Annotated in this window: 13 protein-coding genes; 4 read left to right on the top strand and 9 right to left on the bottom strand. The window is 47.1% G+C overall.

Features of this window, described 5'->3' with window-relative positions; all coding sequences use genetic code 11:
* Window positions 1-335: 335 nt before the first annotated feature.
* The 4 genes from ACTHPG_RS18895 to ACTHPG_RS18880 all read right to left on the bottom strand — a co-directional run bounded on the left by ACTHPG_RS18895 (window position 336) and on the right by ACTHPG_RS18880 (window position 4274).
* Window positions 336-1382: an ABC transporter substrate-binding protein gene (locus ACTHPG_RS18895; RefSeq protein ID WP_440391016.1), complete on the bottom strand. Its 1047-nt coding sequence runs from the start codon at window positions 1380-1382 to the stop codon at window positions 336-338.
* A 51-nt stretch (window positions 1383-1433) separates the two neighbouring features.
* Window positions 1434-2648 carry an AraC family transcriptional regulator gene (locus tag ACTHPG_RS18890; protein WP_440391015.1) on the bottom strand — a complete coding sequence of 405 codons (1215 nt, stop codon included), beginning with the start codon at window positions 2646-2648 and terminating at the stop codon, window positions 1434-1436.
* 310 nt (window positions 2649-2958) lie between these two features.
* Window positions 2959-3705, bottom strand: coding sequence for a Bax inhibitor-1/YccA family protein (locus ACTHPG_RS18885; protein WP_440391406.1), 747 nt, complete (start codon window positions 3703-3705; stop codon window positions 2959-2961).
* A gap of 212 nt (window positions 3706-3917) precedes the next feature.
* Entirely contained in the window at window positions 3918-4274 is a 357-nt protein-coding gene (locus ACTHPG_RS18880; protein WP_278297627.1) for a nucleotide excision repair endonuclease, read from the bottom strand.
* A gap of 672 nt (window positions 4275-4946) precedes the next feature.
* Here ACTHPG_RS18880 and pdxR point away from each other — a divergent pair.
* The 3 genes from pdxR to ACTHPG_RS18865 are packed head-to-tail and all read left to right on the top strand — an operon-like array spanning window position 4947 to window position 7786.
* Complete coding sequence (gene pdxR / locus ACTHPG_RS18875; RefSeq protein ID WP_440391014.1) at window positions 4947-6398, top strand: MocR-like pyridoxine biosynthesis transcription factor PdxR; 1452 nt, start codon at window positions 4947-4949, stop codon at window positions 6396-6398.
* 12 nt (window positions 6399-6410) lie between these two features.
* Entirely contained in the window at window positions 6411-7331 is a 921-nt protein-coding gene (locus tag ACTHPG_RS18870) for a D-alanine--D-alanine ligase (RefSeq protein ID WP_440391012.1), read from the top strand.
* Window positions 7328-7786, top strand: coding sequence for an N-acetyltransferase family protein (locus tag ACTHPG_RS18865; RefSeq protein ID WP_440391011.1), 459 nt, complete (start codon window positions 7328-7330; stop codon window positions 7784-7786). The genes ACTHPG_RS18870 and ACTHPG_RS18865 overlap by 4 nt, the downstream gene beginning before the upstream one ends.
* A 126-nt stretch (window positions 7787-7912) precedes the next feature.
* On the opposite strand, the gene ACTHPG_RS18860 is transcribed toward ACTHPG_RS18865, so the two are convergent.
* The 4 genes from ACTHPG_RS18860 to ACTHPG_RS18845 all read right to left on the bottom strand — a co-directional run bounded on the left by ACTHPG_RS18860 (window position 7913) and on the right by ACTHPG_RS18845 (window position 11535).
* The gene (locus tag ACTHPG_RS18860; protein WP_440391010.1) at window positions 7913-8842 is read right to left on the bottom strand and encodes a GNAT family N-acetyltransferase; all 930 of its coding nucleotides are present in this window, start codon (window positions 8840-8842) and stop codon (window positions 7913-7915) included.
* Window positions 8843-9085: 243 nt separating this feature from the next.
* Complete coding sequence (locus ACTHPG_RS18855) at window positions 9086-10594, bottom strand: copper amine oxidase N-terminal domain-containing protein (RefSeq protein ID WP_440391009.1); 1509 nt, start codon at window positions 10592-10594, stop codon at window positions 9086-9088.
* A 208-nt stretch (window positions 10595-10802) separates the two neighbouring features.
* The gene (locus ACTHPG_RS18850) at window positions 10803-10931 is read right to left on the bottom strand and encodes a hypothetical protein (protein ID WP_440391008.1); all 129 of its coding nucleotides are present in this window, start codon (window positions 10929-10931) and stop codon (window positions 10803-10805) included.
* A 136-nt stretch (window positions 10932-11067) separates the two neighbouring features.
* A complete protein-coding gene (locus ACTHPG_RS18845; RefSeq protein WP_440391007.1) occupies window positions 11068-11535 on the bottom strand; it encodes a DUF1877 family protein in 468 nt (155 codons plus the stop codon).
* A 97-nt stretch (window positions 11536-11632) separates the two neighbouring features.
* Here ACTHPG_RS18845 and ACTHPG_RS18840 point away from each other — a divergent pair, with 97 nt between their 5' ends.
* Window positions 11633-12097, top strand: a complete 465-nt coding sequence (locus ACTHPG_RS18840; protein WP_440391006.1) for a DUF4385 domain-containing protein — start codon at window positions 11633-11635, stop codon at window positions 12095-12097.
* Between the two features lie 274 nt (window positions 12098-12371).
* On the opposite strand, the gene ACTHPG_RS18835 is transcribed toward ACTHPG_RS18840, so the two are convergent.
* The gene (locus tag ACTHPG_RS18835; RefSeq protein WP_440391005.1) at window positions 12372-13433 is read right to left on the bottom strand and encodes an LLM class flavin-dependent oxidoreductase; all 1062 of its coding nucleotides are present in this window, start codon (window positions 13431-13433) and stop codon (window positions 12372-12374) included.
* Window positions 13434-13459: the final 26 nt, after the last annotated feature.

Here is a 13459-nt window from a genome sequence, read left to right as displayed (position 1 = left end):
TAAGTTGAATAAATAACTACACATACACTACGCCGTCAGAATAACCTTTCGATCGCTCCGTTTCTGTGTAGTTCATAAACTCAACTTATATTGGTTATGGTTAATTAAATAATTGATCAGTATATGAGATTGATTCTCATTACCAATTATAAAAGAGTGAATGCGGCTGTCCCATGGACGATATCCAGAAATCATTTTGATTATCTCCATATTTCCATATTTATGTCATATCATGTTCACGTTTCTATTGTAAAAAAAAGCTCCCTCACGGTGCACCCGAAACGCTGGACTATCATCCGGTTCCCGGCACTCCAAAGGGAGTTGTACTTTTGCGATTATTGCGTTAACGCTTTGAGTGTATCATCGATAACATGACCGTATGCGATCAATCCACCGCCCAGCCACGGAGCTGGCTCAACAGCGTACACATGCCCTGCTTTTACCGCAGGCATACTGTTCCATACGTTGGTTTCGGTCATTTCCTTCATACTGCCCGGGCCCTGTTCCACGGTGAAAATAAAGTCGGCATCAATCTCGGGTAATACCTCAGCGGATACAATAGCGCTGTTCTCCGACTCGACCAATGCAGGCTTACCAAGTCCCAGTTGTTCATATACAACGTAACCGCTGAAGTAGTTTCCACCCATCATGCTGATGCCACGCGGGGCAAAACGGATGATGGCTGCTTTTTTGCCTTCGGCTACTTTCGCCAGTTCAGCTTTGGCTGACTCAACCTTGGCATGGTAGGTTTCAATGGCCTTTTCGGCTTCAGCCGTTTTGCCCAGCAGATCACCAATGACCTGCAAAGACTTCTCTACATCACCCGAAGCGTTCGTAAATACGTAGGTCGGTGCGATCTTGGAATAACTCTCGTATACCCCGTTCTCGGCATACTGGGCCGTATGTAAAATAATAAAGTCCGGTTTATACGACATCAACGCTTCAGGTGAAGGTAACCCACTGGAGAAATCAAGTGTAGGGACATCACTAAGCTGATCCTGGAGATAGACATGTCCTTTCGTACCACTCGCCCATTGGGCTACCGGTTTAACACCAAGGGTTAACAGGGAATCTTCCAGATATGGCGCAAATACACGCTCTGTCTTCGCAGGTACAATCACATCATGTCCCAAGTCGTCTTTTACGGTGCGTTCACCCGCCGTTTCTTTCGCTTGTTCTTCCTCTACAACCGTCTCGGTCGCCGGGGTTGAAGTCTCCGTTGCAGGCTGCTCCTCTTGGGCCGCTCCTGTATTTTCGGATGCTGTGCCACAGGCAGACAACAATCCTGTAATTAACATCAATAGGATCAGAGCTGACAGCCGGGCACTGCGGAATTTGCTACCAACGGAACGTTGTCCGATGCTTTTGATATAGTGAAGCATGTGTAATATCCCCCTTGATAAACATTCTCATTTAGATACAAGGATTATATGTCACGTCGCTTTAGAATCACCATGGACGTTATCCAGATAAATGTTTGGACAATATCCCGTGAAGATCAGTAGCGCTTCATCCAGCATACGCATTACGCCTACAGCCGAATAATCAAACCAAGGGTCGCCAGTGATCAGATGGACCTGGTACTGACGAATAGCCTTGAGCTGACGCCATGTAACCGAATGCTGCAAACTGAGCCAATACGCCCGTGAAGCTGCTTCGGGACACACCATCACGAGAATCCGATCAGGGTTCATTGCGGCGAGCTGCTCCAGCGTTAACGGATTATTGGCACTAAGATCAGAGAACGTATCCCGTTGCAGAGCTCCATACAATACTTCTTCAATACCGGGATTGCTATAGAGGTACAGACTCTGCCCGTAAACCCGCACGACGATCACTTTCTCCCGGCCCACTTCCCGCTGTACCGATTCACGCGCCTTTTCTGCTCGCTGGTTGTACATGTGTATCCATTGCTCCGCCTGTTCCTCCCGCTCCAGAAATGATCCAATCATTCGGAGCTGTGCCCGCCAATCCGAATGATGTTTGGGGACAAAACAGCAAGGCGCAATCTCGGCCAATTGGGCCTGATCCTGTTCACTAATCTCATCTGTACCTAAAATGACATCAGGGCGAATATGAACCAACCGTTCCACATTGGCCTCAAACCGCAAGCTCGTGTAGGGATCCGTCAATTTCAGGTGAGACTGAATCTCTGTACGATGTGAATTATAATAGTACGCCGTCCATTTGGGGTCGATGGGTGCAGCGACGGGGATGACATTGAGTGCCAGAAGTTGTCCAATCACACTGGAAGAGCAGGTAGCAATCCGTTTTCTGGCGTTTTTTGCATATTCCGAAGGAGATACGCCAACTTCCTTTTTAAACTTGCGGCTAAAATAGTATTCGTCACTGTATCCCACTCTCAGCGCAATATCGCGAAGCTTGTATCTGGATTCCTTCAGATATCGCTTGGCGCGATTAATGCGCAGATCAGTAAGATACTCCATTGCACTCTGTCCGTATGTTTTCTTGAACAAATCCACGAAATATTTCGGACTGATTCCCGCTTTCGAGGCGAGATCTGCAATCGACAGGGGCTGATCGTAATGTTTGTCCATGTATGTTTTAACGTTGGCAAGATCCGTCTTGGGACTGCGGCCGGTAACAGGGTGGTGCGCAGCAATTTGCGAATCATTTTCCAGTATCATGAGGCCACTCCTTTCGATCTGCTTGATATTTAGCTAGAGAATGATAACGGCAGGCAGCTTAATAAATCCAAACGAAAATGATAATCATTATCAATAAAATAACATAACTATTTCCAGATCGTCAATCCAAATATGGTAACATGTACACACCTCACTCCACACCAACGGCTCTCCTTCTGCTCGCAATGTTGCTTTCAGACTACCTCCAGATAAAACAAAAAAGCCAACGACGTGTAACACGCGTTAGCTTTGTGGCTTTTTAGCTTTAAATTCAAGCTCCGTTTACTTCTCGAACATGATTTAATCAGGACTAGTCCCGACTCCGCAATTTGCCAAGCAAACGGATGATCTCGATGTACAGCCATACCAGTGTAACCATCAATCCAAATGCACCGTACCACTCCATATACTTGGGCGCACCACGTTCGGCACCACCCTCGATGAAGTCGAAATCAAGGACCAGATTGAGGGCAGCAACAATGACGATAACGACCGAAATACCGATGCCGATCAAGCTGTTATCATGCAGATATGGAATCGAAATGCCGAAGAAACCAAGTACAAAGCTCAGCAGATACATGATCATGATGCCGCCAGTTGCAGCCACAACACCCAGCTTGAAGTTCTCTGTAGCTTTGATCAATTTCGTCTTGTATGCCATCAACAACGCGATGAATACAGCCATCGTCAACAGGGCGGCCTGCAAGGTAATCCCGTTATACAGGGATTCGTAGGTTGCAGAGAGTGCCCCAAGGAACAGTCCCTCAGCTACCGCATAAATGGGTACGAGATAGGGTGCCATCACTGGTTTGAACGAAATGACAAGCGCCAGAATAAAACCAACGATTAAACCACCATAAGCGAGCGGCATCACTTGTTGTCCGTTAAAGAACATCATCCAGGTTGCAAAAGCACTAGCCAGCAGGATCACCAGCGTAATAAACGCTTTGTTCACCGTGCCGTTGATCGTCATGTAATTCTGATACCGATCTTCTCCATACCCTCTGTTTTCAAACGTGCTGTCTTTAAGTGTAGGGTTACCGCTACGACCGATCAACACAATCACCTCTTCATATGTATTTGGTATATCTGTGATACTACGTTTGTTTGGGCTTGCTACGTTTCCAATTCTACAATCTACTCCCTCGAAAAATCGGGATGGCACCGATGGGATGATCGGATGCAATCCTTCGATTACATCCTTGCCCACTAGCGCAACTCTTAGGACATATGTCCCAGACATTGCCTATTCAGTTGCTTTTATGCGGCTTATTTGTACAACACTTTGTCTACATTGTATTTCGCACGCATGGTGTTAATGATATAGGTCTCGTAAATTTCACGATCTACCGGATCTTCAATCACGCACACTTCAATCTTTGTTACTTCCTCACGGTGGTTCTTGATTGGTGATACAGTATCTTCAAAATGCTTTTTGATGCGGGGTCTTAATTTTCGTGCTTTCCCGACAAACAACAGCTCTCCAGCGGCATTGTAAAACATGAAAATTCCGCCCAGTTCCCGGGTAATCAGGTGAAAATCAGTGAATCCATAAATGTGGCTAAGCTGTGGATCAACCTGTTTGGTAATGGTTACATCTGGTGTTGGCACGGTAATATTAATCAATAGGCTCACTTCCTCATTATCTATAGGTTTACATCCTATCACATATTATAAAGGGACACCATTTCAATCTATATGAAGTACAATTCACGCAATTTTCGCTATTACGACAAATATTTCAAAAAAAAGGTTAACTTCCCTGATTCAAAGTGGTACTATAGGGGTATGAGGAAGAAATTGGGCACTGAGACATACGTCTTTATATCTACCTCCGTCTATTGTATCCTATGATTGAAAATCTTTTTCATGCTGAATTCTGTTACGTGATCACAACAAGAGTACAGTTAGCAAGAACCTTAGCTTATAGATTGTAGATTCATCATCTAATCGACCCTTGCAGCAAGCAAACGTAGAAAGACCCAGATTCCGGATCCACTGTAGATTTTAAGTATCACCTAGAAAGCCTGCAATTATAGTCGTACTGAAGTTAATAGACACACGTAGAAGGTCAGATAGCTATCGATCCTAGAGAGACTAGTCATGTAATGCAACTGTAGAGTTATAGCAGCAGTACTATAGAAGATGGATCAAGTTCCACCACCAGGCCCAGGCATAATGCCAGGGCTTTTTTGCGTTTGCGCGAACAACCAACCACACTCGCAGGGAAACAGAGGTATCGTGGTTCTTTCTGCCGGGTTTATAATATGACAAGATACCAGTAGAGGGAGTGATGGGATGTATTCCGATCTGCAACTGACGGAGGACCGCCCTGTATATATACAAGTCAAAGATTATATGAAGCGATTGATGCTCAAAGGTGGCCTGCAAGCCAAACAAAAGCTGCCCTCGACCCGTGAACTCAGTACACTCATGAAGGTTAGTCGCAGCACGGTCCTGCTCGCTTATGCTGAGCTTGAAGATGAAGGTCTGATCTATGCCGTCAAAGGCAAAGGCAATTACGTCAGTGCTTCCATTGAAGCGCCTGAGGCAACCGTGAGCTGGCAATTGGACTGGACGACCGAGATGAGCGAGTATGCCATTCAGGCAGAGCAGTACGATTTGATGAAGCATGGTTCCGGAGCAGAGCGTGGCGAGATCTCATTTACCAGCATCGCACCGGATGAAAAGCTGTTTGATCTGCACAATGTGAAGCGGGCTTTTCTGGATCGCATGTCACTTGAAGGTGAAGTACTGCTGAATTACGGATATGCGCAAGGATACAGACCGCTGATGAACTATTTACTACGCTATATGGAGAACAAAGGGGTTGACCTCCGTGGCAAGGACATCCTGATCACCAACGGATTCACCGAAGGTTTCGACCTGGTGCTTGGAGCATTACGCAAAAAGAGCGAAAAAGCGCTCTGCGAGAATCCAACGCACCACACGGCAATCAAAAACCTGAAGCTGCACCAGTTCCACCTGACCGGTGTGAATATGGAGCCGGACGGCCTGGACTTGAAGCTGCTCGAACATGAGCTTGAAACAAGTCCATATGATCTGATGTACCTGGTGCCCTCCTACCACAATCCAACCGGGATTGTGACTTCACCCGCGAAACGTGCAGAGATCATCCGGTTGATGAACAAGTATCAGGTACCCATTATTGAGGACGGGTTCAACGAAGAATTACGCTATTCTGGCTCCCACGTCTCGCCTCTGATTGCCAGCATGGGTCAAGGCAACGGGCTGGTATATCTGGGCAGCTTCTCCAAAGTGTTGTTCCCGGGACTGCGGGTTGGTTGGGTTATTGCAGATGCAGCGCTGATTGATTATCTGGAGAGTATGAAACGGGCACGCAGCATCCACACCTCCACACTGGATCAATCGTTATTGTATCAATATCTGAGCAACGGTAATTTCGAGAAGTATCTGAAGCGAGCCCGCACGGAGTATAAGCGAAAATATGAATTGGTTGTGCGTTGCCTGAAGCAGCATCTGCCTATGTGCCGGATTTCCGGTGAAGGTGGTCTGCACCTGTTCGTGCAGTTCCCTTCGGAATACAGAACGCGTGAACTGCTGGAGGCTTGTAAAGCAAACGGTGTAACGTTCACACCAGGGGATACCTTTTATCTGGAGCCAGGTCAGGGCGTAAACACGATGCGTCTGGGTTTCTCCAGAGTCAGCGATGAAAATATACGTAAAGGCATTCGCATCATTGGCGAGACAGCAGCCCACATGAAATAAGGAGGATTTTACATGAAAGTCGGCGTGATTATGGGCGGTACATCTTCAGAGCGGGACATTTCCCTGCTCACCGGACAGGAGATGATTGCGAATCTGAATAGAGATAGATACGAGGTAGTGCCCATTGAGCTGAATACCAAGCGCGATCTGATCGACAAATCAGCGGGGATCGATGTGGCACTGCTTGCCCTGCATGGCAAATACGGTGAAGACGGTACCGTCCAAGGCACACTGGAATCCCTGGGTATTCCCTACACGGGCTGTGGTGTACTAGCAAGCAGTGTATGCATGGATAAAGACATGTCCAAACAGCTCATGCAGCATGCGGGTGTCCTTACCGGGCAATGGCTGCGGGTTAGCCATATGGAGGAACTTTCTTCTATTCCTGTTCAACAATTAACGTACCCCGTGGTGGTCAAACCCAATTCAGGCGGTTCCAGCATTGGTACACAAGTGGTGTACGAAGCTTCCGCCCTATCCGCTGCTGTAGAGGCTGCCCTCGCCTGGGATGATACGGTCATGATTGAACAGTATATCGAAGGTGAAGAGATTACCTGTGCCATTCTGGATGGCAAGATGCTGCCGGTGATCTCCATTCGTTCGAATGCTGCATTTTTCGACTATGCTTCCAAATACGATGACCACGGGGCCGATGAACAGGTAGTGCAATTGCCTGTGGACCTTCACCATCGCGTCGAAGCTGCGGCCTTGGCCTGTTATCAGGTGCTCAAATGCAGCGTCTACGCTCGCGTGGATATGATGATACGGGAAGGCATGCCTTATGTTCTTGAAGTGAACACGCTGCCGGGACTTACCCGCAACAGTCTGCTGCCCAAAAGTGCAGCCGCTGCAGGCATTTCTTTTGCAGAGCTGCTGGATACCATTATTGAACTTTCATTGAAGGAAAGACCCAAGGAGGATACAACTTTATGAGCCTGGATGTGACGATTAGACATAGCTCCCCTACCGATCTGCAAGATATGGTCATTCTGATGGACCAACTCGGTTATCCCACCACTTACGCCGAGATGGAGGAGCGCTATACCCACATTGCTGCAGACGCGAACTTTACCACATTGGTTGCTGAAGCACGCGGACGTGTCGTTGGCTTGATCGGATTACAGACATCTTATCTGTATGAAAAGAACGGAAGACACTGCCGCATCATGGCTTTGGTTGTACATGACCAGTTCAGAGGCTCAGGTATTGGCCGTCAGCTCATTCTTGAAGCTGAACAATGGGCAGCCACGCATAATGTGGACTCCCTGTCTCTGAACAGTGCCAATCGCCCGGAACGTGACGCTGCACATCAATTTTATCGCCAGATGGGCTTCACAGCCGGAAGTACCGGGTTTAGCAAAAAGCCGCAGATTTTGCAGCACACTTAACCTGCGGGATACGTTATCCGCATGATATGAAAAAGAACGCCCCACTCAGCACATTGGCCAGTTAAGGGCGTTCTTCCGTATATCTATGGCTCTTCGTCGGACAGCAGGAAGGCAACGATGTGCCTTTCAGGACTTCAAAGTTTCATAAGCCGCGAGCAACTTCTCTACCTCTACTCCGTTGATCTTCATCCCAGCCACTTGACACTGTTCCAACTGAACCCCAGATAGATCGCAATCGACAAAACGGCTCCCTCCAAGATCACAATGCGCCCAATGCATGGGCACACGGTCAGGTCCAAGATGAGTATCCTGGAATTGAACGCCATCCAAAGCACAGAATTCAACCTTGCTATCGGTTAAGCGTAAATCAGCTAGCAATATGTTGGTCATATTTAAATTGGTGAACTTGCTGCCACTTAGGTTGCAGTCGGTGATCCGACTATTGGTCAGATTACTGCTACTGTAATGAACGGAGTCCAGATCAGCTTGAACAAACTCAATCACCGAGTCACCCGAGTCCTTGAATGAGGTCTTATCACTTTTTGGATCCAAAGAAACCGATGATACATTCTTCTCGTATCCAAACTCTTCCTCAGATGCATAGGTACGAACATATCCCATTTTTTCGTAAAAATGATGATTATCCAGCTGCCGACCTGAGGTCTCCAGCTTCCAGGTTTCTATCTGCGGATACTCAGCCTCAATAAGCCTCATGACTTGAGTTCCCACGCCACGTCCCTGACATACGGGGTCAATATAGATCTTATCGATCCGGGCATGTTTTCGTCCGAGCACGTTAACACTCACTCCGCCGATAGCACATCCATCTGATTCGACAACATAATAATCCCATTCACGGATTACGTAACGATGCATTCGAACTGACGAATAATCAGGTGGACACAGATTCCTATCGATATCCTCCCCACCATCGGACCAGACTTTTATGACATGATCAAAAGCACGAGTGCAAATCTCTTTAAGTACAACAGCATCTGCTTGCTGCGCTCGTCGTAAGCGAATTTCAGAATGTACCTGGTTCAATTGACTTTTCATATACAACACCTCTGGGGATTTATTTAGGATGACACGACAAAGAGGAGCACCTCCAATAGAGGCACTCCCCGATCCGTTTCATCATTTCAGAAACGCGGAAGCTTCTCGTAATGGGGCAAAAGGACACACGTATCCCGTTCATGGTCTAACGGAATTTTTGCAGTGTTCTTTTCACGATCATTACGAGAAATCTGGCATACTCTGAAATCCCCTCTCATGCTAAGGAATACTTCAACGTCTCAGTTAAGGACGGTCAATATAAATCCAGCCTGTTTCTTGTTCCTTATCTACAGTAGCTCCAAGGGATTCAGCCATAAAGCGCAGTGGCACATATGTCTTGCCATCCTTGCCTACATAGGCGGATTCCACCATGGTTACTTCTTTACCAGCAACGGTTGCTTTCTTGGAACCTACAGTCAGGACAATCTCATCACCAGTGATGTCGTCAATGACAACAATTTGGTTCGAGCCTTTGGTCCATTTCACTTCAGCATCCAATTCTTCAGACACGTAGCGAAGCGGAACAAATGTTGTATTCTTAACGGTGATCGCTCCAGCGTACTCGTCATCCGGGAAGAGCACTACACTTTTACTCGTGATCCCGGCTTCATCTTTCAGTAATTGGTATGCCAGTGAATTGGAATCAAAATTGCGCAGCATCTGACCAGGCGTAATGTCATCCTTCATCAGATCCATAACGCCGCCCGATACATCCACTTCATCGACTGCAACCGTTCCACCGATATTCCACTGTTCACTGTCTCCGCTCACGGTTACAGCGTTCACTGGCAGATCTTCGGAAGCCGGCAGTGCCACTTTCAGTTCAAAGTTTTGCTTGCGAATATCCAGTTTGTTGTCGAGATAGAAGTCCAATTTCAGTTTGGTATCTGTGCCAAATACCGTTTTGAATTCAGGCGTCTCATTCAACAGGTTGTTCAGCTCCTGATCATAATTGACCAGCATACTGTCCAGTCCCACTTTGATCATGGCATACAGTGAAGCCACCGCTTCATCTTTCGATTCAGGAATGATGGAATTCAGCGTTTCATCTCCCCCGCCTTCAACCTCATTCACAGCTTCAAATACCGGGTAGAACACATCGTACAGATCACCAATCAGATCTTTCAGTCCCTGCTCATCCTTCGAAATACTCGTCAGGAACGGTTTAACCATGGCAAGCATCTCTTCACCACTAATCTCCAGGTGCAGCTTGGAGAGGCTAAGTGCTTCGCCATTCACGGATTCCTGTACCGGTGTTACGGAGATGTTTTTCGGATTGGACAGATGCTTCAGGACAAAAGAAAACAGTTTCGGGTAAATTTCTTCGAGTTGTTTCTCCAGAGCCTTCGTGTCTACCATTGGAAGAGCCTGAGCATCCTGGAACGTATCCAGAGATATGTACAGCGGTTTCTGGGCTCCATCCAAATCAATGACCAATTGGGACTCATTCATGGACAGGTGGAAAGGTAACTTCGTTCCCTCCATGCTCAGTGTCCCTTTAATCGATGCTGTCTTCGCATCTTTCATTTTGGCTTGATCAATATCCAGGGATATGGAGTTAATGAGTTCAATCATTTCAAGGTCTTTCTCTGTCGCAAATTCCTTAGCCGGTTCTAGCTTTATATTCATGGATTGTCTGGATTCACCGGACTTGATACTCGCGCCATTAGCCATGGCTTTGCCAACATCTACTCCACCCACAGCCTGACATCCTGTAAGAACAACCATTAATAATACGAGTGGCACCGCCATCCATTGGACTAACTTCCGATTCGTAATAGGATCTCCCCCTTAGAAAAATATGGTTCATTTCCATTATGAAGGTACAGGTAATTCTTGTAAACGGATACGCAAAAAAATAAACCAAAAGGCTGGAACATGTCCGACCTCTGGTCTATCTATATTTCAGCATATCGTAAATTTCGATAAAACATCCTGCTTCATTATGCATAGCTGAAAGTTAATCTTGCTCCTGATCTTCTGCAAGTTTCTCATCCGTTTCTTCATCTTCCGCAGTTACGGGAGTCTCGAATTGATCCGGCTCGTCCTCTTGAATCGCTTTGTTCTCTTCGTTCTGATCCTGTGTCATATCGCATTCCCTCTCTTCTACCGGATTGTCTTGTCAGCAAGGCCTGAGCCTTGTGTCTATCAATAACCCGAATAGGTATAGTTCAAACCTTTCCCGGCGTTGGCCAACCATTTTCCCTTCATCATTTCATGCTCATCTAGAAAACATAAAAGACGATCCCGTTCCCACTTGCACCCGTTGCCTGAAATAGGGCCTGGACATCATCCACGGTCTGAACGATCTCTTGGAATGTCTCTTCCGCATCCCAATCTTCCATGACAGGATAGACGCCTTCTGCGATCATCTGGTCCAGACTATACCGCTGCTTTAATTCTTCTCGTGTGAGCTGCTCCAATGCCATGTAGGCTTCCAACACCTGCTCATTACTGAGCAAGAACAGATCCATGTCCGAATAGTTTCCCAAGTATTGCTCACCTGCGAGAGGCACCACATAACCCAAGGGCGGTTCCCCTTCTACCAGATTCCCGTTCAGCGTGAATTGAAGCATCTGCCATGTTTTATCAATATCCAGATCAACTGCACAATCATGCACACTGATCTCACCTGACTTGATGGATTCAACTAGCTCCTTCGTTACCACAAGATATCTGCCGGACATTCCCATACCGTTATCCCTCCTGTGTAATTCCTTCTGTTGTTCCCCATTAACCGTGCTTGTTGGTTCAGAATCGGGGTAATCCCTATTTAAGGAGGGCATATAAATGAAAAAATTTGATTACAGTCTCAATTATGAAGAGCTCAATCTGCGCAAACATCCTGAACTGTACACCGTAGGCCGGGGTGAGCAGGGTGTGCTGATGGTAGAGCCCTACAAGGGCGAGATCCTGCCACACTGGCGGTTCAAAACACCCGAGATTGCGACAGAGTCATCGGAGAAGATCTATGAGCTATTTTTGGAATATAAGAAAAAGGGAGATTTCGTGGGTATGGATATGGCTCGCAAATTTCTCCAGATGGGCTATACACGGGCCAGACGGTATACCAATCACAAGGGTGGACGCAAATATTCGAAGGAGGATGGCTCAATCTTGCCCTACCAGAATGATAAGGTGAAAGCAGAAGCCGCAGCCATATTCAAAGCGCAATGGGAGATTGCGAAGACGGATCCGGACTATGTGAAGATGAAGAAGGAGCATCGGGAAAAGTATGAGTCTGATGAGGCGTAGGAAACCAACACAGTGCCTCTAAAGCAGCGTATTAATCATGCCCTAATTAAATTAAATTCTAATAAGACGTTACCCGAGCTTCTTACACCGATAACGTCTGATATTTGAATCGTCAAATCTGGATATTTTCTGGTCTACCACCCTTGGAACGTGGACGAAAGTCCATGGATATACAAACAAATGAAAAAGGAGCAGGTCCATTGGCGTAATACACCGAGGACGTGCTCCTTTATTGGGTTCATTCAATCTATAACCATATCGACTTTCAGCCGATTTAGCGTGCTTCTTGGTTCTCCGCTTCCCAGCGTGCAATCTCTTTACGCACGATTGGAGCAACTTCTTTTCCGAGCAGTTCGATTGCTCTCATGACCTCGTTGTGCGGCATGGTGCCGAGTGGGGTGTGCAACATGAAACGTGTAATACCGACTTCTTTGCGCAGATGAATAATTTTCTGAGCGACGGTATCCACATCACCTACATACAATGCGCCTTCCAGGCTGCGCGCCGCATCAAATGTCGCACGACTGTAGTGTCCCCAACCACGTTCACGGCCCAGTATGTTCATGACCGCCTGAGCTGGCGGGAAGAATTTCTCCACAGCTTCGTCAGTTGTATCGGCAATGAAGCCGTGAGAGTGAGAAGCAACGGTCAGCTTGGAAGCATCATGCCCCGCATGAGCAGCTGCTTTCTTGTACAGCTCCACCAGTGGTGCGAATTGCACCGGACGACCACCGATAATGGCAAGCACCAGCGGCAAACCGAGCAGTCCTGCACGAACAACCGATTCCTGATTACCGCCGCTGCCAATCCATACCGGAAGTTTTTCCTGTACCGGGCGAGGGTAGATGCCCAGATTATTAAAGGAAGGGCGGTGTTTGCCTTCCCAGGTTACTTTTTCCGAATCACGCAGCTTGAGCAGCAAATCCAGTTTCTCGTCAAATAGTTCATCATAATCATTCAAATCATAGCCGAACAGTGGGAACGATTCGATAAATGACCCCCGCCCTGCCATAATCTCTGCACGTCCGTTCGAAATGCCGTCCAGTGTCGCAAAATCCTGATATACCCGTACCGGATCATGTGATGACAGTACCGTTACCGCACTCGTCAAGCGAATATTCTTGGTCTGAGAAGCTGCGGCGGCCAGAATGACAGCTGGGGATGAAGCGGCGTAATCAGCACGGTGATGTTCCCCCACGCCGTATACATCCAGACCCACCTGATCTGCCAAAACAATCTCTTCAACGACATCGCGAATGCGCTGCGCATGACTGATAAGCTCTCCTGTTTTCACATCCGGGTTCGTCTCCACAAATGTACTAATTCCGATTTCCATTGTCTGTTCCTCCTTGGTATGAAGCG

Origin of the sequence: Paenibacillus sp. SAF-068, assembly GCF_051967555.1 — a bacterium.
Classification (GTDB): Bacteria; Bacillota; Bacilli; order Paenibacillales; family Paenibacillaceae; genus Paenibacillus.
The sequence above is the reverse complement of the archived record's forward strand: the minus strand, read 5'-3'. Positions and strand labels throughout refer to the sequence as shown.